The following is a 24759-nucleotide window of genomic DNA, read 5'->3' as shown; positions in this document are numbered from 1 at the left end:
AAAAATCTGTTTTTGTTTTATTCAGCTTTTATTTCTTTTCGTAATTTTCTGTCAGTAAACGAACTTCAATGACTTTAACAGTCATGAGTTTTTCGTCTGCCAGGAATTTTACAGTAAGATTTTCTTTATTCTTTTCTGAATCCGGTATCGGAACGGCCAGATATTGAGGCAAAGCTCCTGACTTTCCTTCCAGATTTTGAGCAATGATTTTTTTACCGTTGATCTCAATATTCAATGTACGGTTAGTATTCGCATCAAAATAAAGCAAGTAAAGGTATGAAGCATTTTTTCCGGTATTTTTCATCTGATAGCTGAACCAGCCTTTGGCATCACGGAAATGGCGGTCTTCCATATATCCTGTACCAGAGTCTTTGTTTTCTATAAAATGATCTGATTCAGGTTGTTGTTCTCCCAGCTGGATCTTATCTGTGGTGATCATATCCAGCTTTCTGGTTTCCGCTTCTTCTTTTGCTCTCTGTTTCAGCATATTTTCTATTCCGTTTTTGTCAGCCTGCGGCCAGTACAGGATATATCTTTCTGCCTGAATACTGTAAAACGGCATAAGGCTTAGCCCTTCCCCGAATTTTTCAGATGGATACAAGCCTTTAACAGCAAAGTTGAGCGGTCTATTGTTTAAAGGCGTAACATGGTTGACCACCTCGGAAGGATTTCCAAGGAGGACGGGAATTTCGTTTAAAGGGATTTGCGGACCGTGAGCAATATGGCCGCCTCTGCTGTCATCCGCAAGTAGCCCCTGTTGGTTTTCGGTACCGTATATTGCGGCGAGCACTACAGGACCGTATTTAAATGCATAATAATTGGAATGGTCAGGAAGTTGTTCTGCAGAAAGATGCATCGGCAAGGTCATTTTCACAACATCCCCTTTTTTCCATTTTTTAGTCAGCGTAAAATAGCCGTCGGAACCACGTTGTACTTTCTGTTGTTTTCCATTAATCAAAATTATTACTTCCGAAGATTTTGTCCATTCCGGGCATCTCAGTTTCAAATCAAATTCTGACTTTCCAGCAGCATCAAAAATCAATGTCGTTTCAGGAACTTCTGGGAAGTTATTGACCTGACGGAGCACTATTTTTTGCTGCTCCCATGTCAATGTGGAAGGAATAAACAGGTTCACATATAAATCCTTATCCGACCGGGCATAAATCATTTCTCCATATTTGGCATGATTTTCCATTCCGGATCCTACACAGCACCAGAAGCTGGTCTGGGGTTGTGAATAAACACGATAGTGCCCGGGACGCATTGGAGTAAAGTAAACGAAGCCTCCCTGATCATAATTTTCCGTGGAAAGGATATGATTATATAATGCCTTTTCGTAATAATCTATGTAGTAAGATTCGGGCAGCGTTGCATAAAGCTCTTTGGTAAGCTTGAGCATATTGTAGGTATTGCAGGTTTCCGGACCTTCAATACTTTTTATCATACTGCTGAAATCATTAACAGGGTTAAAATGTTCACTGACACTGTTTCCACCAATAATAGATGATCTTTTCTCAGTAATATTATGCCAGAAAAAATCAGCAGCATTGCTCCAGGATGTATTATTTTCAAGATCGGCAATACGTTTGTAACCTATGACTTTAGGAATCTGTGTATTGGCATGGAGTCCTGTAAGTTTATCTTCTCCTGCTAAAAGAGGAGTAAGGATAGCCTGATGGGAAAAGCGGTGAGCCAGCTGCAGATATTTTTTGTCATGAGTAATATCATAAACATCTGCAAAAACTTCATTGAGTCCTCCATGCTCACTGCGCAGCATATCCTGTATCTGTTCATCAGAAAGTCCTGATACTTCATTCATCATCCAATCCGTGAGTCTGATCAACATGGTCTTTGCTTTTTCACTTTTCGCGTACCAGTAGGCATCGCGTAATCCCGCATACAACTTGTGAATATTATATAAAGGTACCCACCGATCGTTCAAGCCGAAGCCTGAAGCACGTATATTTCCCTGTTTTATTTCTTTCCAGATCTTTTTCCCGTTGGGAATTCCTGACATGTATCCGTCCGGAGATACTTTTTGGCAACGTTCCAGCTCACTGATCATATAATCAATTCTCCGTTTTATTGCGACATCTCCTGTAGAAGCATACATCAGGGATAATGCGGAGAGATAGTGTCCCCCTATATGACCGTCCAGACCTGTATTTTCCCAATTGGGATAATTATCTGCTTTTGGTTTCAATCCGGCTTCTTTAAGATAGGGAGCTAACAGCCTGTCCGGCTCCATCTCCATGAGATACTTCCGGTCCGCCATCATGGCTTTATTGAAAATACTCTCTGATAACTTTACTGTTTCTAAAGGGAAATAATGAATTTTCTCCTTCACCTGAGCCGAGGTAAATGCAGCAAAACACAATAAAAAAACTGAAAGTTTTGGGGTCATTTATAAATGTTAATTCAACATTTCTAAAATAATGGAAAGAATCAACATACAAAACATTTTATGAGTCTGAATTTTATTTAAAACCTTTCATGAGGCTTTAAAAACAACAGGAAACACACTACCTTATCATAAAAAATAAGATAATCAACTGACAGAAAAACAAGACGATAAAATCGTATGATTCCCTATGAAAATGAATTCAGGATATGTTCTGATCATAATTTCAACAATATCATCCATACCTTATCGTATTTTTAACGTTAAGCTCTTTTACTTACTTATTATTAATCCTAATTTTGATTTTAACATAATTTTAACATTCAATTCATGTACATTTAACCTTATTTCAATGATATTTTTCATTAATGTTAACTGTTTTAACCCCCAAAAATACCTTTGGAGAAATAATTATAATGAAAATAAATGATTTTATATTAAAAAGTGTATGAATCACATTTATATAACATTGTATCTATAAAAGCTTTACCTTTGTAGTAAAATATAAAAGATGACTGAGGATTACTCCCAATATCCCAAACACCTTGTTGCCGTTGACTGTATCATTTTCGGTTTTGACGGCGAAAATCTTAAAATCCTTTTGGTAAAAAGAAACTTCGAACCACAGATGGGCGAATGGTCACTGATGGGTGGCTTCATTGGCAGTGACGAAACGTCTGATGAAGCAGCTACCAGGGTTTTGCATACTCTGACAGGACTTGAAAACATCTATCTTGAGCAACTGAAATGCTACACGGAAATCAAACGTGAGCCAACAGCCAGAATTATGTCAATCTCCTATTATGCACTGATTAATATTGAAAAAGATATTCAGATCAATGAACAGTACAACGCAGAATGGGTTGAGCTTAAAAAAGCACCTGACCTTATTTTCGATCATAATGATATGGTAAAGGATGCAGTAGCCAGACTGAGAAGAAGAGCTTCCACAAGGCCTATAGGGTTTGAGCTTCTTCCCGAAAAATTTACGATGAAGGATCTACAGAATCTTTATGAAGCTATTTTCGATGAAAAATTCGATAAACGGAATTTTACCAGTAAAGTCAACAGTCTGGATATCCTTGTCAATACCAACAAAAAGGACATGAGTTCATCCAGAAAAGGCTCTTTTCTTTACCGGTTTGACGAAAAAAAATACAATAAAAAGATCTCACAGGGATTTATGTTTAAGATATAATATTTGCAACCTGTATAATTTTAGAAATAACTTTTTTAGAAAATTGACAATTTAGAGTTGTAAAAAAATTCCGCACACTCTTATTAAAATCTCACATAAGTGAGATTTTTTTATGCTCTTGTGGGAAATTTCAAGCAGGGTAAACAGTTATTTTGTCTTTTTTTAGAATTATCGTAATAAAAATTTATGATAAGGTTTTTTCTTTTCCCCTACCACAAAATGTATTATGATTATATGGCTCACAATTCAATTATGATATGTAATTTTTTGTTAATTTTTAATAAAATATTGATTTATATTTAATATTATATGTATTTTTATATAAAACTAATAACCATATTTAACAATAACTTAAATTTTAATAAATTCCACACTTACATACGCAGGAACCCAGAAAAAGAGACGAAAAGATTTTCAAATCGGAAACTGAATAAAAATGGTTCCATTGTTCTACCGAAACCAGTGTTGAAGAATTAGTCGGTTTAATAGAATATAACAGCAATTCTTATTCAACCCAACGTCAATAAATTAAGAAGTTTTACTTATCTGCCCAATACTCCTGTGTTAGGGACTCGAGATATTGATGACTAAAAAAAAGACCGAATCTTTAAATATATAAATTATGAGAACAAACAAAATGTGGCTATTTGCCTTTCTGTTAATCATTCTTTCCAGCTGTTCTACGATGGATGAAAAAAATTTACTAGAAGAATCTGAAACCACCTTAAGTGCCAGCGCTAGCGCAAGAGCATTGGCCGCAACACCAATGCTGCATGTTGGAGGCAGATACCTTAAAGATCCCTGTGACAATAACGTTGTCTTACATGGGGTTGCCATAACACCCAGCCCCTGGTTCAATGGCTGTCAATATGGTGCTAATTCCGGCTACTGTACCTGGGATAATTACAATGTCCAGGGCGCTCTAAACTACAACAAAGCTGTCATGAACAAGCTCAGCAGCGCTTCCGATGGCTGGTATCTCAATTACATCCGCCTTCACATTGATCCGTATTGGACCAATGATCCCGGACCGGCTATCCCGGAGAACGATATCTCAAGATTCAATTATAGCCGTCTGGTTACTTACACCGATCAGGTGATAATCCCACTGATCAACCATGCTCGCAGCCTGGGAATGTATGTCATCCTGCGTCCACCAGGTGTATGTCCAAATCGTATTGCTGTGAATGATGCCTATCATAGTTATCTTAAAACCGTATGGACCTTTTTGTCGCAACATCCGAGCCTAAAGAATGCTGACAATGTGATGTTCGAATTAGCCAACGAACCTGTTGAGATTCTGGGGACAAACGGCACATGGGGATCAACGGGGAACGAGCACTTTGCAGCACTTAAAAACTTCTTCCAGCCATTAGTCAACATCATTCGCAACAATGGGGCCAATAATGTCTGCTGGATACCGGGTACAGGATGGCAATCACATTATCAAGGCTATGTCAATAATCAGATCACGGGTGGTAATATCGGTTATGCTGTTCATATCTATCCGGGTTACTGGGGTGGTCTCAACAACTATCAATCCTTTCAGAACGCATGGAATATCAATGTTAAACCAATTGCAGATATAGCACCAATCGCCATTACTGAAACTGACTGGGCACCTCAGGGGTATGGTACCTTCGGCATCGGTACAACAGGTACTGCAGGCGGAAGCGGGTTTGGGGCCAATTTAAAATATATCGTGGATCAGTCAGGCAATGTAAGCTGGAATGTTCTTGCCCCGGATAATCTCCTCCACAAAGGTGATCCTAATGCAGGAACAGCCTACAACAACGATTGGGAAGCCTGCGCCGCACCAGTTAAACAGTGGTTCCAGCAATATGCATCTTCCAATTATCCTGTTGGAAACTGTAATACAAACAGCAGCCTGGTTAACAATGGTATTTACGAGATCGAGTTTCAGACCGATGCTAACAAAGTACTTGATCTGAAATCCGGAGAGGATACCAACGGCGCAGTGTTAAGACCATGGACAAGAAATGGAGCTTCTGCACAGCGGTGGGTTGCCATTGACGCAGGTAATGGCTACTGGCGTTTTGTATCCAAGGCGAGTGCATCCAATCGCTGCATTGACCTGGCAAATAATAGCAACACATTGGGAACTTCAATCCGCCTTTGGCAGAATTATAATAATGACGCACAGGCATGGCAAGTAGTCGCTGTCTCCAATGGTTACTACAAAATCCTATCCAAGGTGGATCCTACACGTGGCTGGGATATCCCCAACTGCACCATGGATGGTAATTCAAACTTACACCTTTGGGATTATTACGGTACATCCTGTCAATTGTTCAAGTTCAAATATATTGGGATGAACTGATACCAATAAAAAATAGGATGCCTTTTTAGCATCCTATTTTTTTATTATATGTGAAAAGTCAATTTTGCTTTGCAAGTCAATAATGAATTAAAAAAATTGACAGTAAAACGAATTCACTATTGACCATTCACTTTTACCAAAATCTTACATATAATGCGGTCAGTAAAAGCAGTGTCATCACAATCAAAACTAAAGTTCTGTTATCTACTTTAAACATGGTCACATCAATGGCAAAGGCTTTAGGATTTACCTTCGGACCTGCAAGACTGATCAGTATCATTACAATTATTGTGATAAAAAATGACCATCCCATATTGATCAGGAAAGGAATCTCTGTAATGGTATGAACCACTCCATTCTCAAGCTTTTCATAAGTGAACGCTGTATACATCCAGGTTTCTTTCCCGAAAATTCCTACTGCAAAGCTGTTGAAGAAGATCGCCAGGACAAAGCCTAAGATAACTCCTACCAAAGCAGCAGTTCCCGTTGTTCTTTTCCAGAACATTCCCAGAAGGAACATAGCAAAAACTCCCGGACTGATAAAGCCTGTATATTTCTGAATAAATGTGAAACCTCCTTCACCGCCAATTCCTAAAACGTCCGTCCAGGTAAAGGCCAATGCTGCCATCATAGCAATAATAATGACCCAACGGCCTGTTCTCACCATCTGGATTTCGGTGGCATCTGTTTTAAGGTATTTTTTATAGATATCCAGAGTAAAAATGGTTGAGATACTGTTCACTTTCCCTGCAAGTGAAGCCACAATCGCTGCCGTCAAAGCGGCAATTGCCAATCCTTTAAGCCCTACTGGTAAGAATCCTAATATCGCAGAGTATGCACCGTCTTTCACCCCATTGAATCCAGGAAGGTGCCCTTTAGAGTACAATACATAAGCAGCGATTCCCGGAAGCATTACGATCACAGGCATGAATAGCTTCAGAAATCCTGCAAATAAAATTCCTGTTCTTGCCGTTTTCAGATCTGCCCCCAAAGCTCTCTGGGTGATGTATTGATTACAGCCCCAATAGTTCAGGTTAACAATCCACTGACCTGCAAAATACATGGCCAGACCTGGTAACACCACATATTTCTGTACCTCCAGATTCTGAGGCATTGCCAATGTAGTAGTGGTTGTTGTCGGTTTTTCAAGAACCAGCTTAAAATGCTGCGGTGCCTCATTGATCAGGGTATTGAATCCTGCCAGCGCATTCCCTACAGCCGCTCCGTTGATTCTCTGGTCTACAATCTGTAAAGCCATATAAACCGTTGCAAAACCTCCGATAATAAGGACTGCTACCTGTATAACGTCTGTATATCCAATCACTTTCATGCCGCCCAAGCCAATCAGAAGCGCCATAAGCAAAAGGCCAATCATAATACCGTGAAGATGTTCTCCTCCCAGTAAAGTATCAATAGCAAGAGCACCAAGGTAAAGGATGGATGTAAGATTCACAATAACATACAGAAACAGCCAGAATACAGCCATGATCAGCGAAACAGATTTGTTATACCTTCTTTCCAGAAACTGGGGCATGGTATAGATCTTATTTTTAAGATAGATTGGAATAAACCAGACTGCAATAATGATCAGCGCAACGGCAGCAATCCATTCGTAAGCGGCAACAGCGATTCCGACAAAGAAACCTTCGCCACTCATTCCGATAAACTGTTCCGCAGAAATATTGGAAGCGATTAAGCTGGCTCCGATAGCCCACCAGGTCAAAGATCCTTCTGCCAGGAAATAATCTTTACTTCCTGTAGATTCGGATTTCTTCTTTTTATAGATCCATAATCCGTAGGAAGCTACCACTACAAAATAGATCAGGAATATGATAATATCAATAGTTGCTAATTTTCCCATAGTTTACTTTTTAACGGAGAATTTATAGATTGTTTTCGACTGGTATTTCTGTCCGGGCTTCAATTCTGTAGAAGGGAAAGAAGGCTGATTTGGCGAATCCGGGAAATGTTGTGTTTCTAAACAGAATCCTGTTCTGAATTCATTTTTGCCGCCAGTTTTAGTATCAAACTTTCCGTCGAGAAAATTACCGGAATAAAACTGCACACCGGGTTCATCTGTGAAGACTTCCATCAGTCTTCCTGTTCCCTGATGATAAACTTTGGCGATGCTTCTTAATCCTTTTCCGTTCAGAATCCAGTTATGGTCATACCCTTTTCCTTTTTTCAGCTGATCATCGTCTGCACCGATATCTTTTCCGATGGGTTTTGACACCATGAAATCAAAGGGAGTTCCTTTTACTGCTTTCTGCTCACCAGTAGGAATCAATGTTTCATTTACCGGAAGAAAATGATCTGCATTGATCTGCATTTCATGATCAGTAATTGTTTTGGTAAAATTTCCTGACAGGTTAAAATAGGAGTGCTGGGTAAGATTTACTACTGTAGGTTTATTGGTTTCTGCTTCATAGGAAATTTCCAAAGCATTGTCATCCGTAAGGGTGTAGAAAACGGTTGTTGTTAATTTTCCCGGATACCCTTCTTCACCGTCTGCACTGGTATAAGACAATTTCAATGTCGGAAATTTTGCATCTTTTACTACCTCAATACTCCAGAATCTGGTATGAAATCCCTCCTTTCCTCCGTGAAGGCTGTTAGGACCATCATTTTTATCAATTTCGTATGTTTTACCTTCCAGTGCGAATTTGGCATTGGCAATTCTGTTTCCGTATCTTCCGATCAAAGCCCCGAAATAATAAGGGTTTCCATCGAAATATCCTTCAGGTTTTGTAAAACCGAGTACTACATCTTCGTATTTCCCGTTTCTGTCCGGGGCAGTTAAAGAAGTAATAATTCCACCGAAGTTGATGACTTCAACTTTCATCCCGTTTTTATTGGTCAACGTGTATTTTTTAATAGAATCGCCTTTTGGCGTAACTCCATAGTCTGAAGTAGAAATGTTCTCCATTTTTCCTGAAATATCCTGTTTATTATTTTCTTTTTTACAGCCGAAAATAATTAAAAATAATAAAATAAAAATGCCATTATATGTTGTTTTTTTCATAATTATTTACATATTTTTTAAAATTAATTAACGATAATACATTTCATTCCAACGAAGTGTATTTTTAAAATCACGCATTCTGGTATCTTCATCAATGACTAATGATTCAATTCCTGCTATCTCAGCAAAATCTTCCAGCTGTTCTACTGAAATATTTTCACTGTAACATGTATGGTGTGCCCCTCCTGCCAGTATCCAGGCTTCTGCGGCTGTATATAAATCAGGAAGAGGTTTCCATAAAACTCTTGCTACCGGAAGCTTTGGCAGGTCTTCTGTAATTTCCAATGCTCTGGTTTTATTGATCAAGAGTCTGAAATGGTTTCCAAAGTCCATCAATGCAGCGTTCAGAGAGTCAATATTTCCTCTGGAATTGAAAACAAGACGAACGGGATCTGCTTTTCCCCCGATTCCCAGCGGATGAATCTCACATGATGCTTTCCCGGCGGCCAGCACAGGATCTACTTCCAGCATATGGGAGCCTAAAATAGAAGGATTGGAAGGATCAAGATGATAGGTATAATCTTCCATAAAGGCGTTTCCACCTTCAAGACCCTGCCCCATTGTTTTCATGGCACGTACGAGCGCTGCTGTTTTCCAGTCTCCCTCACCTGCAAATCCGTATCCTTTCTGCATCAGGCGCTGTACTGCAATTCCCGGCAGCTGCTCCAGCCCGTGAAGGTCTTCAAAGGTATCTGAAAATCCTTTAAATCCACCATCTTTTAAAAACTTTTCAAGCCCTAATTCAATTTTTGCGGCGGTGTGCAGTGAGTTTCTGTTGGCACCTCCTTCCAAGAGGGAGGCTGCCATGTGATAAGAAGATTCATATTCTTCCATAAGGCTTTTTATCTCTCCTTCGCTTACAGAATTGATAACGCCGACAAGATCACCGATTCCCCAGGTATTGACTGAAAAGCCGAACTGGGTTTCAGCTTCCACTTTATCTCCATCTGTTACAGCTACAAACCTCATATTATCCCCGAAACGCGCAAATTTAGCTCCTTGCCAGTCATCCCAGCCTGCAGCAACACGGCTCCAGTCACCGATCTGCTTCTGAACTCTTTCTTCTGACCAGTGCCCTACCACTACTTTTCTGTTCTTTCGGAGCCTGCTTACCATAAAACCAAATTCACGGTCTCCATGAGCCGCCTGGTTAAGGTTCATAAAGTCCATGTCCATGGTAGACCACGGAATATCCCTGTTGAACTGAGTATGCAGATGCAGAAGAGGTTTCTGTAAAATTTTTAATCCTCTGATCCACATTTTAGCGGGTGAAAAGGTATGCATCCAGGTAATCACTCCTATACAGTTTTCTGCATGATTGGCTGCTGCAATGGTTTCAAATATCTCTTCGGTAGTTTTTACCGTTGGCTTTACAATGATTTTTACCGGAATGAAAGAAGATTTTTCAAGTTCTTCCCCAATTTTTTTTGAGTGGTCTGCTACCTGCGCCAGTGTTTCTGGTCCGTATAAATGCTGACTTCCTGTGATGAACCAGATTTCTTTGGTATTGAGAGGTGTTAACATAATTTTGTTGATCGTTAATAGTTGTTTATGTTGAAGTGTTTAGTGTTGAGATTCCTGTCCGTAATAAGCATTTTTGCCGTGCTTACGTTCATAATGTTTTTTGATGAGTGAGTCTTTCAGACGTTCTGCATCAGGATTGATCTGTCTGGTGAGATAAGCCATTTCGGCAATGGTTTCCAGCACTTTGCTGTTATAGACTGCTTTCTCAGCATTTTTTCCCCAGGTAAACGGACCGTGATTGCCAATAAGAACCATTTCTACTTCTTCCGGAGACAGCTGTTTTTCTTTAAAGCATTCCAGAATCTGTATTCCTGTATTGTATTCGTAATTTCCTTCGATCAGCTCATCCCGCATAGGTGGAGCACAGGGAATATCTGTTGTAAGATGGTCTGCATGGGTGGTTCCGAAAACAGGAATATCCATCTGTGCCTGTGCCCACGCTACGGAATAGATCGCATGAGTGTGGGAAATTCCACCGATATTTTCCCAGTTTTTATACAGGTAAGCATGCGTCTTGGTATCGGAAGAGGGTCTGAGTTTCCCTTCAATGACATTGGCGTCAAAGTCTAAAATTACCATATCTTCCGGTTTTAAAATGTCATAGGGAACACCGCTTGGTTTAATGGCAAAAATCCCCTTATCGCGGTCCACAGCGCTTACATTCCCAAAGGTATAGACCACCAGCTTCAGGGCATCCAGCTGCATATTGGCTTCATAACATTCTCTTTGGAGTTCTTTATAGGTATTCATTTTGAGCGTAATTCAAAAGGTTAATATTCAGGAATTCTGAAGTTCTTTCCTGTTGTTTTTCAGTTTGGTATTATGTTCTACAAAATCAGCGAGCTTCTGGTATTGCTGCATTAATTCTCTGTAGTGTTGTACTTCTTCAGCTTTCGGTTGATATTCCGCCTCAAATCCGGAGCCCATTTTCATACTGGCTTCCTGAACAGTCGGATAAATTCCTGCTGATACGGCCGCATAAACAGCAGCACCCAAAGCAGGAGTCTGATCTGAAGCGGCTACTGCAATAGGCATATCGAGAACATTAGCGAGTGTCTGCATGATAAACGGTGATTTCCTTGCTACTCCCCCGATTCCGATCACTTTATTGATTTTCACACCTTCCTCTTCAAAACGGTCAACGATCTTTTTAGCTCCGAAACAAATGGCATTGACCAGGGCTTTGAAAATATGGGGAGCATTTGTTCCCAGAGAAAGCTGGCTGATGGCCGCTTTAAGTTCCTGGTCTGCATCCGGTGTTCTTCTTCCGTTTACCCAGTCCAATGCAATCGGAACACTATCTGAAAGAGGAATTTTTTCTGCTTCAAGGGTTAATTTCCTGATAAGCCCGGCCTCCATTTCATCTGCGAGTTTTATCTTCTGCTCGTCTGAAATATTTTCGGAATGCATCATAATCTGGTGAACCGGCCACATCAGGATATCTTTATACCATGCCAGAACATCTCCAAATGCAGACTGTCCTGCTTCAAGTCCTATCAATCCGGGAATTACGGAGCCGTCAACCTGTCCGCAGATTCCTTTAACGGTTGTATCTCCGATGGTTTCTCCTGAGGCTACCATGATATCACAAGTGGAAGTTCCCATGATCCTGATCAGTACATTTTCTTCAACCTTTGCTCCCACTGCGCCTGAATGGGCATCAAAAGTTCCTACTGTAATAACAGTTTTAGTGGTAAGACCGGTTTTAGCGGCCCACTCTTCATTCAGATAGCCGGCAACTTCATCTGAGGTATAAGTTTCCCTGTATAATCTTCCTCTGAGCTTTCCCAGAGAGGGATCTAGCCTGTTGAGAAATTCTTCAGAAGGCAGACCGCCCCATGACTCATGCCACATGGCTTTATGACCTGCTGCACAACGGCTTCTTTTGAAGGTTGCCAGGTCTTTATGATCTGATAAAAGATAGGTCAGATAATCACAGTGTTCCATCCAGGTATAAGCAGCATTTTTTACTTCTGCATCTACTCTGCTGATGTGTAATATTTTGGCCCAAAACCATTCGGAGGAATAGATACCGCCTTCATATTTTGTATAATCTTCCCCACCCCAGGTTCTTGCAAGGGTATTGATTTCTTCGGCTTCCCGGATAGCTGTATGATCCTTCCATAAAACCATCATGGCATTGGGATTCTCTTCAAACCCCGGAACCAATGCTAAAGCTATTCCATCATGTGTTACGGGAAGCGGTGAAGAACCTGTTGTATCAATGCAAATACTAACGATCTGCTCCGGCACTATTCCGCTTTCTCTTACAACTTCTGAAATGGTTTTCTCCAGACCTTCAATATGATCTGAAGGATGCTGTCTGAAACTGTTGGCTGAGGGATCACAAAATTTGCCCTCTTTCCATCTTTGATAATAGCTGACTGAAGAAGTTATTTCAGAACCGTTTTCAGTATCAATAAGAACGGCCCGTACGGAATCTGTACCATAGTCCAGCCCGATAACATATTTTTTCATGGTGATGAAACGTTTTTGATTATTGAGATTAATTTCTCCTGATGAGATAAAAACAAATATAAGATTCTATTTTAAATAAATGTAAAAAACACACTTATTTTTAACAAAACACTGAATATCAAATTATTAAATTAATTTCACCTTTAAAACAATTAAAGAATTGGCAGGAATTTCCGTTGAAATTTCCCCATTTTTGGCTTCAGAAATCTCTTCCTTAGGTTTTATGGGTTCAGCATTGAAACTATTTTCAGTAGAAAGTTGTGGTGCGGATAGAAGGATTTTGGTTATTTTCTTATCTGTTTTCAGAGTTCCTGGTTTGATATTTACCGTTTTAGCCTGAGTATCAGTATTGACCATTTTAATAATGATCTCATTATTTTGGGCATCTTTTACAGCTGTAGCATATAACTTCTCCTGCCCGGACAAGGCTTTTCCGTTACTTTCAATTTTCAGTACATCCGTTCCTTTATTGTTGGAAAATAATTTCTGAACATAATAATTCGGGGTCGCGTAGGATTTCAGATTATTGAACCAGATGAGGTCAGGCGTCCATTGCCACCCGTCAGCATGGGCAAAAAGCGGTGCATAGGAAGTCATATAGACCACATCTGCGTTTCTTTCAAGACCAGTCATAAAAGCAGCTTCTGAAAGAGCGGTTAGCCAGTTATTTTTATTATCAGGTTTTACCACGCCTACAGACTGGGCTGCATATTCCCCGGCAAAAACTTTTGGCCCGGAGCGATCATACTGGTCGTATCTGCCTGCATTTTTCATAAACCATTCGGGGGAATTGTAATAGTGCTCATCAACAATCTGTGCATTAAGCTGCTTCAGCTCTTTCCAGCCATATTCAAAGAACTCGCCGTCAGGTGACGGTCCGCTTCCGGAAATGATCTTAATGTCAGGATATTTTACATGAATAGCTTTTTCAAATACTTTATAACGTTCAATATAATCCGCTCCCCACTGTTCATTTCCAACTCCGATAAATTTTAGATTAAAAGGCTTTGGGTGCCCCATTTCAGTACGGATTTTACCCCATTTTGTTCCGGAACCTCCGTTGGCAAATTCAATTAGATCCAAAGCATCCTGAACGTAGGGATCAATGTCTTCCATTTTCACCAGCTCTGCGGTATTGAACTGGCAAGCCATTCCGCAGCTCAGAATAGGAACAGGTTCTGCACCCAGATCTTCGGAAAGCTGGAAATATTCATAAAAACCCAGTCCGAAAGACTGTCCGTAATCCGGTGTAAGACGATGCGTAAATCCTGTGCTCCATTTATTGATGAGATATTCGCGGTCTGCCACATTTCCAATTGTTTTTTTCCACTGATATCGTTCTGCCAAAGTTCTTCCCTCTACAATACAGCCCCCTGGGAATCTCAAAAAACCGGGTTGTAAATCATATAATTTCTGAACCAGATCTTTTCGTAAGCCTTCTTTTCTGCCTTTCCAGGTATCCTGCGGGAAAAGGGAAATCATATCCATGTTCACGATGCCGTTTCCGGTAAATGTGATCCGCAGTTTTGCTTTTTCAACGGTTTTCGGTGCTTTGAAAACTACTGTATACTTCTGCCACCCCTTTCCTTTTATGAGTGTGGAAACTGAAGAAATTTCCTTTCCATTTTCATCAACAAGACTTGCATTTACCGCAGCAATATTTCCCGAAACATTCTCCAGATCAAAGCTGAAATCATATTGTTCTCCCTGATGAAGCCCTATTCCCCTGAATCCTTCATTCTCCAGAAGATAATTTTTATCATTCAGAACGGTAATTCGTGCGTAATTTTTATTGGTCTTGGAATGATCCGTATAAATGGTCAGAAACCCGGAATCCAGATTAGGAGAAAGTGTTTTTGTGTTGGGCTGTTTCCATCCTGTAAATGGTTCGTCAAATTCAAAACTGCGGTTTTTAATCAGTTCAGCATACAATCCGCCATCTGCTGCAAAATTGATGTCTTCAAAGAAAATCCCATACATGGTGGGCTGTATTTTAACAGGTGCAGGAGGTTCTTTCAGATCCAGGTTATAGGTACGGGTCGCATTACTCTGAGCCGAAAAAAAAGCAGCACTAAGGGAAATCGCGATGGAGAGTATTTTATTTTTGGTTGTCATAGGTAATATATTTTGAAAGCTACTGTAGGGTTGCAATGGTTTCAATTGTTCCGAATCAATTTTTATTTTACTGTTAACAGAATACTTTTCAACCCTGCATCATCAGAAGTTCCGCCATAAAAAATGGTATACTCACCGGGTTTTGAAACCAGATCATCTGCTTTTTCATCATAGAAGGCAAATGAGTCTTTGGAGAGGGTCAGCTGAATATTTTTTGTTTCTTTAGATTTAATCAAAGCTCTTTCAAAAGCCCTTAATGTTTTTGCCGGCGCCTGGGCATCGTTATTTCTTTTGATATAGACCTGAACGACTTCTTCACCATCCCTTTCTGAAACATTGGTTACCGGAATTGTGATGGTCACATTTTCGTTAGTGCTGATCGTATTTTTGCTCAGTTTTGAGTCTCCGTAAACAAATTTTGAATAGCTTAGGCCATGTCCGAACGGATAAAGAGGCTTTTCCGTCATATAACGGTACGTTCTCCCCTGCATATCATAATTTTCAAATCCTTCGTGCTTGCTTGTTTTTGAAAGGGCGTTGTCCAGCTGTTCAAGGTTTTTGTAAAAAGTAATGGGTAATTTTCCGGAAGGGTTATAATCTCCTGCCAAAACATCTGCCACAGCAGTTCCTCCTGATTGTCCGCCATACCAGGCGTTCAACAGGGCATCATAATTTTTCTCATCCTGTTCCAATCCCAGAGCACTTCCGGTACAAAGAACAAAAACAACAGGTTTTCCTGTTTTTCTAAGCTCCGCCAACAGGTCCCGCTGGACTTTAGGAAGGGCTATCGAAGTTTTGTCACCTCCTCTGAAGCCTTCTGCATTCACCATCATTTCTTCACCTTCCAGACTTGGTGAAAGTCCGCCTGCGAAGACAATGACATCTGCACTTTTCACTTTTTCTCTTACCGAAGCAAAATTAACAGGGTCTTTTCTATACACTTCAAAACTGATGCTTACATATTTTCCTTTTTGTGTATGGCGAAGTTCTATCTGGTATTCTTTTCCTTTCTCCATTTTTACAGGAAACTCTGAAGGATGTCTTGCGTCAGGACCTTTTCTTGTTGCAATTTCTTTTCCGTCCACGAAAAGTGTATAAATATCAGAAGTGGAAGCAGAAAACACAACCTCTCCTGTATAAGTACTTTTGAAAATCCCTGAAATGATCGCTGAGGTATTTTCTCTTCCTACATTGGGTGCAAGCTGGGTTCCTCCAAAACTGTTGTAGCTGATTGCTGTGGAATTTACGGAAATGTTTGCCGGCTGGCCTTTGAATTCATTGTTATTAAAAAAAGCTACTTTCATTCCTTTCGCGCCGTTTTTCTGACTGATGAAATTCTGATAGAGTGATGTTCTGGACGAAGGATCTGTTACTTCGCTTCCTTTTTCGTACATAATTTCAGCATTCGGGAATTTGGTTTTGATTCCGTCTAAAATCGTTACAATTGAAGAAGGAGTTCCATTATAGTTTCCCAGCTGCATCAATCCGTCATCAGCATTCGGGCCTACAACGGCAATTTTTTTAATGTTTCTACTAAGGGGCAGAACATTGTTTTCGTTTTTCATCAGCACAATTGATTTTTGTGCCATTTTCAGTGCCTGCTTTTTATGTTCTTCAGAATCGACTACAGAATACGGAATTGTATTCCAGTGAACGGAAGATCTCGGATCAAGCATTCCCAGTTCAAACCAGCCTTTCAGAATCCGGCGCATTGACTCATCAATATCTTTTTCGGTAATCAGTCCGCTTGCAAGAGATTTATTCAGATTGTTATAAGTATCTCCACATTCCAGATCTGTGGAATGTTTCAAGGCATCTGCTGCAGTTGTTTTTTCGTCAGGATGAGTGCCGTGGTATTTTTTCTGAAAAAAATCGGCCAGTGCCCAGCAGTCTGAGACGACCATTCCGTCATACTTCCATTTTCCACGGAGAATTTCAGTAAGTAAAGTATTATTGGCACAGCATGGTTGGCCATCAAAAGCATTGTAGGCACACATTACTTCTCTTACATTCCCTTCCTGAACCAACGCTTTGAAAGCAGGAAGATACGTTTCATACAAATCTCTTTTTGAAATTTCTGCATTATAGGAATGGCGGTTCCATTCCGGTCCGCTGTGCACCGCAAAATGTTTGGCGCAGGCATGGGTCTTAAAATATTTTGGATCATTTCCCTGCAGCCCTTTTACTGCTGCAACGCCCAGAACAGAGGTAAGATAAGGGTCTTCCCCATAGGTTTCCTGACCTCTTCCCCATCTTGGATCACGGAAAATATTGATATTGGGGGTCCAGAAGGTTAGTCCTTCGTACCGCCCAGTTTTTAGAGCTTCATCAAAAGATCTGTTGTATTTTGCACGTGCTTCATCAGAAATCATTTCAAAAGTTTTAAAATGCTCCGGAACATCCCATGTGGCAGCCATCCCGATTGCCTGTGGAAAAACAGTAGCAGTTCCTGCTCTTGCCACCCCGTGAAGTGCCTCATTCCACCATCCGTAGGCTGGAATTTCCAGACGTGGAACTGCCTGGGAATTATCCATCATCATTCCTATCTTTTCTTCTGTTGTCAATAAAGAAAGAAGGTTCTCTATTCTTTCATTAACCGGAAGATCCGGGTTTCTGAATGGATATTTATAATGGCTCTGCCCAAAAAATAAAGGTGCTGCCAGTGTTATGCAGATGCTTACTACAATCTTTTTCATAAGATATTATGGTTTCATTCTTATTTTACTTGTACACGAATTGTCAATGCTATTGGGCGACAATGAACTGAAAAACAAATATAACGTTCTATTTTAAATAAATGTAAAAAACACACTTAATTTAATCGTCATTTCAATTTTCATCTTACATTATATAGAAATAAAGCCACCATAAGCAGTGCTTATGATGGCTTTGGATTCAATTTACTCTTTGATAAATTTTTGTTTTACTATTGTAGTATTTTTTTGAGTAATCTCAATAAAGTAAATACCATCCGGGAAATCTCCCACATTGATATGGTTTTTCCCTGAATTTATTTTCAATCCGGATCTGATGACACTTCCTCTTCCGTCAAAAATGGCGGCAGTAGCTTCTGAACAATCAGAATCAATGAAAAGATCTGCTTTTACCGGATTAGGATATATTTTCACATGCTCTTTTTTAACTTCAGCAGAAATATTTCTGGTGCTTAACGATCCGAAATTTAAAGGAAGAATGTTGGCAGAATAAGTATTCTCTTCTGTAAGATATGCTTTGAAAGATCCTATTGCAGGCTCACTTCCTGCAGTTACTTTATAGAAGCCTGTTACTCCGTTTTCTGTTTTCAGCACATAGGCATTAGCCGGAACTTTGATGCTCTGGTAAACCCCGTTTATCTGATTGACTGTGATTGCTTTGGGCGTGGAAACATTTCCTGAACCGTTGAAAGTAATATTTCCTGTAGCATTGATGATTACCGGAGTATTTGCAGGAATGATCCCGTTTGAAATTGCGGTACAGCTGATATTGTTTGCTCCGGGTGACATAGTATAAGCAGTAACTCCAGATGGAATAATAGCCTCAAATGGTAAGAGCAACACGTCGTAGCCATTAAATATACGGCTGTAAGAAGCAGCATTGGCTGTGAAGTTAAACGGCACCTGAAAATCCATACCCTGACCGGAAAGGACAAGATTTGAACAAGTTGCACCTGAAATCACATTATTGGCAGATGAGCTTACATTGGAATTCACATAATAGATACTGTTTGTATTGGCGCTCATAGGCTGCCAGTTATTGGAGGAAGTAACCCCTGCTACATTTCTGAAATCTACTGAAGTATAATAACCGTTTTCCAGTGCATCCATGAGATAGCTGTCACTTGCGGAATAGGTTCCTCCGAATTTAGAAGCAATTTCATTCCCCACATTGAAATAAACATCTCCCAGATTAAGCGTCAGTACAGAGCTGTAGTTAGAATTTCTCAGTCCTAAAATTCCTTTGCATCCGTCCGTAAGCACCTGTCTTGAAATATCTAATGTGATATCGAAGTTTCCTCCTTGTGGAAAATTAATCTTCCCATAATTATATGATTTCGTTACTCCTTGGCTGTTGATATAGTATAAAGTCGTATTGTCCGAATAGCTTTGTCCGGCTGTTGTATAGCTGTTTACATGCAGGATCAATTTATTGTACCTGTCATTAAGCTGAAGATATCCGTTAGCCGCAGTCATATTATTACTGATAAGAGGACTTGGATTAGAGAACGTCACCGTTGTATTGCTTATATTGAATCCTGTACCAAAAACTGCACTGGTAGGAGTTTGTGTTTCAATTTTATTATAATGAATATCACCGCCTGTCATGAGAGAAGCAGGTCTGTCACCACTTTTATTAAAAACAAATGTCATGACACTGGAAGGGCTGATATCAGCGGTAGGCCGGAATGTTGCCGTACTCAAAGAAATAGGTGTGCTCACCATATTGGATTGTGTATTGGTCAATACTTTTGTTCCTGAAGTCGTGTAAAAAGGCAGATCAACCTTTAAACTATAGGAGTTCTGAGAAGGATTAATAACCATAAGAACAACCTGATTTCCATCCTGCGAAATGTAGGAAGAGCCTTGTAAAACACCTGTTTTGTCATCCCATTTAGCTTCTATTCTCGTCTTTCCTGTTGTGTATTTGGCATAATGTGAAAGGATATAGCCTCTTTTGGTCATTACACCTGCGGGAGTTCCATAGGTTCCGTCACCCATTAAGCCATAATAACGTTTGGCAGAATAATGAATCCAAGCATTGACATTACCCAATAATGCATTGTTGACACTGCTGGCAAAGGTAAATGCATCTATATTCCAGCTAAAATCACGTGCCGGCTGGGTGGATGAAGAATTCCAGTTGATCAGATATTCTGTCTGCCAGATTTCTTTGTTGTAATTCTGGAATTGTTTGTAGGTAGACTGCATAAGCCCATATTGATGCCCTCCATACACTTCAAAATTGGCCATTGCCGCAGGATCCAGCAAAGCACTCGCAAAATTATCCGTAAATCCCACACTTTCCGGGGCAATCACTTTACAATTGATAAGCTGTCCGTAATTCTTGATGAAAGTAGCAATCTGTGCAGGCGTCCAGATACATCCCTGATACTGCGCCATTTCATCCGGCTCATTCTGGATTGAAATATAATCAAGCTCTACTCCATTGTTCTGGAGATAGGTAACAAAGCTGTTAAGATAAAGCGCATAATCCTGATAATTTTCCGGTTTCAAATATCCTATCTGCTGTACTCCGTTGGCGTCAGTATACACAGCATTTACATGGTTATTGGTTTTCCAGGCTGCAGGCATTGTCCATGGCGAGGCAAAAATGGTAAGTCCCATAGATTTGGCGAGCTGTGCTGTAGCCAGTACAGAACTCCAGTTGCTGCTATTTTCGGGAATATATAATCTCATAATATTATATCCACCTTCACTGGAAGCTCCCCAAAGCGTCTGAATTTCTGATGTAGACATATGATTATAGGCAAACTGAGGACTGCAGACAAATCCCCCGAATCCTTTTATTTTCTGATAAGATATGTTCTTATCAATTTTTACAGTAGTAAGCTGTCCATGCAACAGACAACTGAAAAACAAGCATATAGAATGAATGTTGACAAGACTTAAAATTTTTCTCATAATGTTTTGGTTTAAATATTCATGATTTTGATTGAAAACAATTAAAGTAAGGGCAATAGATTCCCCATCAAGACAGTTTAATTTTCAAAAAACCATCAGGAAAACACCCTGAATACTATCAGGCAGCGATCTGTTAAATAAAGCTGTTTACAAAATCATCCGCTGTTCTTTCTCTTCATTCTCTGTTTGGGAACTGTATTTCAGATTGGAATGTGAATTAAGATTAGTTTTTCATAATTAAAATGTTATTTGTGATCAGTATTTGGTCATTTAGTGAAGCATTTCGCTTTCGGGAGCTCCCAGGTACGAAGGCTTTAAGCCTCCGGTGTTGATCAGTATCTTTTCAAGGACAATGCCGGGTTCCAGCACTCTGAAACGTAACGTGTGTTTTCCTGCCTGCTGAATTGAATGCTTTGTAGCAGATTTAATGACATGTTCGGACTGCCATCTTCCCAATTCTCCTTTATAATGGCCGTTAAAGTTGACAATTTGTGGAGTTTCGTTGTCAAAAGAAATTTCGTAACGCAATCCTTTATTATGATTAAAATTTAAAGTTGGAGCTAATAATAGCTGGACTTCAAACTCTCCTTTGGATTCAAAGTTAATATCATATTCCAGCCAGATACTTTCATCGCTTTTGGGATACGCATTCTGCGGAAATGTTGTCACTCCCGACTTTGTTTTTCCGAAATCAGGAATCACTTCCCAATGGATTCTGTCTGATTGATGCATTCTTGCAAAGTTTTCCGCTTCAATAGACACGTAGCCGTTTTTCTCCTGAAATATCTTTTCTTTGGGAACCTCGGCTTCGGAAATATAGGTAACTTCAGGCATTATATTTTCTTTGCCGTCTGCCCAGCTTTTATATCCTATCCTCATCTGATCCATCATATGCTTCCATTTCCCACCAGCGATCACATTATTGTACTGATTATCCAGATAAGTGTTTCTTTCAAAACATGCCTTCACTTTATCTGCGTAAAAATTGGCTTCCGGATCTTTTTTCGCTGCCAGTTCCCTGTTTTTTGCCACAGCATAATACATTTCGTATAAATTGCTGCATGCATCAATCGGGTACAGAACCAGCTGATAATAAGCATCCTGATATTCGGCGGGAATCTGTTCTTTTAACCGTAAAGCTTCTACGGCCAATGCTCTGTAATCATTTAAAACCGTTTCAAATTCATGGTAATTCTGAAGACTGTATGTTTTACCGTCAAGGGTTTCAGGAGTTACTCTTCTGTTGTATTTGGAATACAGATTAATCATTCTGGCAATTTCTTTTGCGTGTTTTTCTCCAAACTGCTGGACTGCCCATTTCTCAGTATATTCCAAAAGATTTTTAGCATTAAACTGCTGTGGATTCCAGGCCATTTCCAGGAAAAAACTGATCGGAAACTCCATAGGTTTTAAATCTCCAACATTGACGATCCAGAGCTTATCTACTTTATGTTCATAGGAAAGGTTCATCTGTTCCCAGACTCTTTGGATGGGACTGATATTAATCCATTTGGAGTTTCTCGGCCCGCCCACATAATCGAAGTGGTAATAGATTCCATAGCCTCCTTTATGCAAAGGTTTTGAAAGATCAGGAAGCTTTCTTACATTTCCCCAGTTATCATCACAGAAAAGCAGAATAACATCATCCGGAACCCTCATTCCTTTATCATAGTAGTCCTGAACTTCTTTATACAATGCCCAGACCTGAGGTGTTTTCTCAGCTTTTTTTCCGGTAACCTCAGCGATGATTTTACGCTGGTCTTTTACAATTTTCTCCAGCAGGGAAATATTGGTTCCCTCTCCCATTGCTTCGTCACCATCACCCCGCATTCCTACTGTAACGAGTTTTTCCCAGTTTTTGCTTCTCTCCATTCCGGATTTCCAGAATTTTTGTAAAACTTCCGCATTTTTGGCATAATCCCAGACATTCGGGAGATTATTTTTTTTGATATACCTGTGCCAATCGGTTTGTGCCAAAGCCATAGGCTCATGGTGGGAAGTTCCCATGACAATACCCATTTCATTGGCTAACGGCCCGCTAAGAGGATCATCGTCATAGAATGCCTTTCCCCACATTGCCGGCCAGATATAGTTTCCTTTGAGTCGCAGGATCAACTCAAAAACTTTTTCATAAAACTTACTGTTTACTCCACCAAAGGTTGCTCTGGCCCAGCCTCCCAACGAGGGCTCTTCATCATTAAGGAAAATACCACGATACTCTACAGCAGGCTCTCCGTCTGTATAAATTCCTTTTTTAAAGTATACATTTTCTTTTTTCTCAACCGGAACATCTGCCCAATAATACCAAGGTGAAACACCTATCTGCTGAGACATTTCATAAATTCCATAAATTGTTCCCCTTTTATCACTACCTGCAATCACGATAGCTTCAGAAACGCCCGGAAAAGGATTGCTGATATTCTGAATGATATATTTTTCTCTTTTCCCTGTTAATGCTTTTCCATCCAGTTTTTTTTGCCTGATTAAATCATCAATGGTCTTGCTTTTACCTGCTTCACCAATAATGATGATCATTCCGTTCACACCAGAGTTTTGGGAAACAAGATGAGGTTGAACACCGGTTACTTTTTGAAAATCGGATTGAAGATTCGCAACGGCACGCAGAATTCCTTTATCCGAATCGCTATCCGAAAGCAGCATCAAACCTGAATTGTACTCTTTCAATACTATTGAATTTTCTGTCTTAGCAAAAGAAATAAAAGGTTCGGCTGCTTTTACAAAAAATATAAACAACAATGTAAGAAACAGCGAAATGTTTTTTGTAAAATTCATACTATATCTTTTTGATTTTAATTTTTAAATAAGTTCAGATCAACAAATTCTCCCATTCTCCTGTAGCCGGCTTCATTGGGATGAAGGAAATCATGATCGTGCATATCGTTTAAGATGACCTCCGGATTTTCACTTTGCATTTGTTTTGAAAAATCGATGACGGCATCAAACTTCCCGCTGTTCCTGATCCAATCGTTTACTTTTTTCCATGCCTCGATACGGAAAGGTTTGTCATAGAATGACTTTCCGAAAGGAAGAATCGTTGCTCCGTACACTTTGAGTCCGTTAGCATGTGCCTTATCGATCATCACCTGGTAAGCGGCAATCAGTTCTTCTGCTCTTTTGGAAGCATCATCAGGATCTCTTGTTCCTCCCAGATCATTCACTCCTTCCAGAATGATCAACCATTTTACGCCCTGCTGATTGAGGATGTTATAATCGAAACGCTCTAATGCCGTAGGCCCTAAACCACCGCGCACCACACAATTCCCCCCAATCCCGAAATTAAGGACACTTACATTCCTGGTTGAAGGATTTGCCAGTAACCGCTGCGAAAAAATATCCGGCCAGCGATTCTGTCTGTTGGTTCCCGATCCTCTTCCGTCGGTAATGGAATTTCCCATAATAGCCACCGCATACGATGGTTCACCGGCCTTTACATCGATGTTAAAAAGCGAATACCAATGATCTGTTTTTACAGGATCTTTAAATACTGCTGAACTCACTTGCTCACCTTTAACAATAAAAGAGGTTGTTCTTGAACCCGGATGCCCGGTGACAGATTGGGTTACTTTTGCATAGGAAATCGTAATGGCCAGCAGCGAATTAGGCTTCAGATTAAAGTTCACCTCATCAGAATAAATATCAGATCCGGGAGCAATTTTAAAATTGTTTTTCTTCTCAAATGTTAATGATCTGATGGTACTTGCATCCACATTGCTGCTATCGGACGGCACGGCAATAGAAACGGCTTTTACTGCAAGGCTGTCTGTAGAGTACCTATTGGAAAAACGTAACCGTAATTTTTTCCCACCCACAGATACACGCACAATCTGACGCAGGGTGTTCCCCGAAAGCCCCGGTTCCGGTGGAAGATTTTTGGGTTCCACCAATTGGGGAGCCGTTGCCCAGGTGGTGAGCCACCGGCCTTTGGATGGCTGCTTTTCCAGACTCTGTGAGGAAGAGCAGGAAACCAAAAATCCCGAAATGATAAAGATGTATAAGTTTTTGAAGTGCATTTTTTCTGTT

At 40.1% G+C, this 24759-nt stretch carries 13 protein-coding genes; 2 read left to right on the top strand and 11 right to left on the bottom strand.

What is annotated here, in order from left to right; genetic code table 11:
- Positions 1–28 precede the first annotated feature (28 nt).
- Positions 29–2404 (bottom strand): glycoside hydrolase family 127 protein, encoded by a 2376-nt coding sequence (locus tag EGI05_RS01005; protein ID WP_123261217.1) that lies wholly within the window; start codon positions 2402–2404, stop codon positions 29–31.
- Positions 2405–2912: 508 nt separating this feature from the next.
- Here EGI05_RS01005 and EGI05_RS01000 point away from each other — a divergent pair.
- Positions 2913–3599: an NUDIX hydrolase gene (locus tag EGI05_RS01000; RefSeq protein ID WP_123261216.1), complete on the top strand. Its 687-nt coding sequence runs from the start codon at positions 2913–2915 to the stop codon at positions 3597–3599.
- Between the two features lie 622 nt (positions 3600–4221).
- On the top strand, positions 4222–5940 hold the full coding sequence (locus EGI05_RS00995) for an RICIN domain-containing protein (RefSeq protein WP_123261215.1): 1719 nt from the start codon (positions 4222–4224) through the stop codon (positions 5938–5940).
- A gap of 133 nt (positions 5941–6073) precedes the next feature.
- On the opposite strand, the gene EGI05_RS00990 is transcribed toward EGI05_RS00995, so the two are convergent.
- The 10 genes from EGI05_RS00990 to EGI05_RS00945 form a co-directional block, all read right to left on the bottom strand.
- Complete coding sequence (locus tag EGI05_RS00990) at positions 6074–7801, bottom strand: sodium:solute symporter family transporter (RefSeq protein ID WP_123261214.1); 1728 nt, start codon at positions 7799–7801, stop codon at positions 6074–6076.
- Between the two features lie 3 nt (positions 7802–7804).
- Positions 7805–8962, bottom strand: a complete 1158-nt coding sequence (locus EGI05_RS00985) for an aldose epimerase family protein (RefSeq protein ID WP_123261213.1) — start codon at positions 8960–8962, stop codon at positions 7805–7807.
- Positions 8963–8989: 27 nt separating this feature from the next.
- Positions 8990–10486 carry an L-arabinose isomerase gene (gene araA, locus EGI05_RS00980; protein ID WP_123261212.1) on the bottom strand — a complete coding sequence of 499 codons (1497 nt, stop codon included), beginning with the start codon at positions 10484–10486 and terminating at the stop codon, positions 8990–8992.
- A gap of 39 nt (positions 10487–10525) precedes the next feature.
- A complete protein-coding gene (locus EGI05_RS00975) occupies positions 10526–11236 on the bottom strand; it encodes an L-ribulose-5-phosphate 4-epimerase (protein ID WP_123261211.1) in 711 nt (236 codons plus the stop codon).
- Positions 11237–11263: 27 nt separating this feature from the next.
- A complete protein-coding gene (locus EGI05_RS00970) occupies positions 11264–12964 on the bottom strand; it encodes a ribulokinase (RefSeq protein ID WP_123261210.1) in 1701 nt (566 codons plus the stop codon).
- Between the two features lie 126 nt (positions 12965–13090).
- Positions 13091–15079 (bottom strand): alpha-L-arabinofuranosidase C-terminal domain-containing protein, encoded by a 1989-nt coding sequence (locus tag EGI05_RS00965; protein ID WP_123261209.1) that lies wholly within the window; start codon positions 15077–15079, stop codon positions 13091–13093.
- A 62-nt stretch (positions 15080–15141) separates the two neighbouring features.
- Positions 15142–17775, bottom strand: a complete 2634-nt coding sequence (locus EGI05_RS00960) for a beta-glucosidase (RefSeq protein WP_123261208.1) — start codon at positions 17773–17775, stop codon at positions 15142–15144.
- A 204-nt stretch (positions 17776–17979) separates the two neighbouring features.
- Positions 17980–20718, bottom strand: a complete 2739-nt coding sequence (locus EGI05_RS00955; protein ID WP_123261207.1) for a T9SS type A sorting domain-containing protein — start codon at positions 20716–20718, stop codon at positions 17980–17982.
- Positions 20719–20988: 270 nt separating this feature from the next.
- On the bottom strand, positions 20989–23511 hold the full coding sequence (locus tag EGI05_RS00950; RefSeq protein WP_123261206.1) for a glycosyl hydrolase 115 family protein: 2523 nt from the start codon (positions 23509–23511) through the stop codon (positions 20989–20991).
- Positions 23512–23528: 17 nt separating this feature from the next.
- Positions 23529–24749, bottom strand: a complete 1221-nt coding sequence (locus EGI05_RS00945) for an SGNH/GDSL hydrolase family protein (protein ID WP_123261205.1) — start codon at positions 24747–24749, stop codon at positions 23529–23531.
- Between the last annotated feature and the right edge of the window lie 10 nt (positions 24750–24759).

Origin of the sequence: Chryseobacterium daecheongense (assembly GCF_003729955.1) — a bacterium.
Classification (GTDB): Bacteria; Bacteroidota; Bacteroidia; order Flavobacteriales; family Weeksellaceae; genus Chryseobacterium; species Chryseobacterium daecheongense.
The sequence above is the reverse complement of the archived record's forward strand: the minus strand, read 5'-3'. Positions and strand labels throughout refer to the sequence as shown.

Excerpts from the sequence above, each read along its gene's own strand:
- EGI05_RS01005 (WP_123261217.1), bottom strand. The coding sequence starts at position 2,404 with ATGACCCCAAAACTTTCAGTTTTTTTATTGTGTTTTGCTGCATTTACC.
- EGI05_RS01000 (WP_123261216.1), top strand. The coding sequence starts at position 2,913 with ATGACTGAGGATTACTCCCAATATCCCAAACACCTTGTTGCCGTTGAC.
- EGI05_RS00995 (WP_123261215.1), top strand. The coding sequence starts at position 4,222 with ATGAGAACAAACAAAATGTGGCTATTTGCCTTTCTGTTAATCATTCTT.
- EGI05_RS00990 (WP_123261214.1), bottom strand. The coding sequence starts at position 7,801 with ATGGGAAAATTAGCAACTATTGATATTATCATATTCCTGATCTATTTT.
- EGI05_RS00985 (WP_123261213.1), bottom strand. The coding sequence starts at position 8,962 with ATGAAAAAAACAACATATAATGGCATTTTTATTTTATTATTTTTAATT.
- araA (WP_123261212.1), bottom strand. The coding sequence starts at position 10,486 with ATGTTAACACCTCTCAATACCAAAGAAATCTGGTTCATCACAGGAAGT.
- EGI05_RS00975 (WP_123261211.1), bottom strand. The coding sequence starts at position 11,236 with ATGAATACCTATAAAGAACTCCAAAGAGAATGTTATGAAGCCAATATG.
- EGI05_RS00970 (WP_123261210.1), bottom strand. The coding sequence starts at position 12,964 with ATGAAAAAATATGTTATCGGGCTGGACTATGGTACAGATTCCGTACGG.
- EGI05_RS00965 (WP_123261209.1), bottom strand. The coding sequence starts at position 15,079 with ATGACAACCAAAAATAAAATACTCTCCATCGCGATTTCCCTTAGTGCT.
- EGI05_RS00960 (WP_123261208.1), bottom strand. The coding sequence starts at position 17,775 with ATGAAAAAGATTGTAGTAAGCATCTGCATAACACTGGCAGCACCTTTA.
- EGI05_RS00955 (WP_123261207.1), bottom strand. The coding sequence starts at position 20,718 with ATGAGAAAAATTTTAAGTCTTGTCAACATTCATTCTATATGCTTGTTT.
- EGI05_RS00950 (WP_123261206.1), bottom strand. The coding sequence starts at position 23,511 with ATGAATTTTACAAAAAACATTTCGCTGTTTCTTACATTGTTGTTTATA.
- EGI05_RS00945 (WP_123261205.1), bottom strand. The coding sequence starts at position 24,749 with ATGCACTTCAAAAACTTATACATCTTTATCATTTCGGGATTTTTGGTT.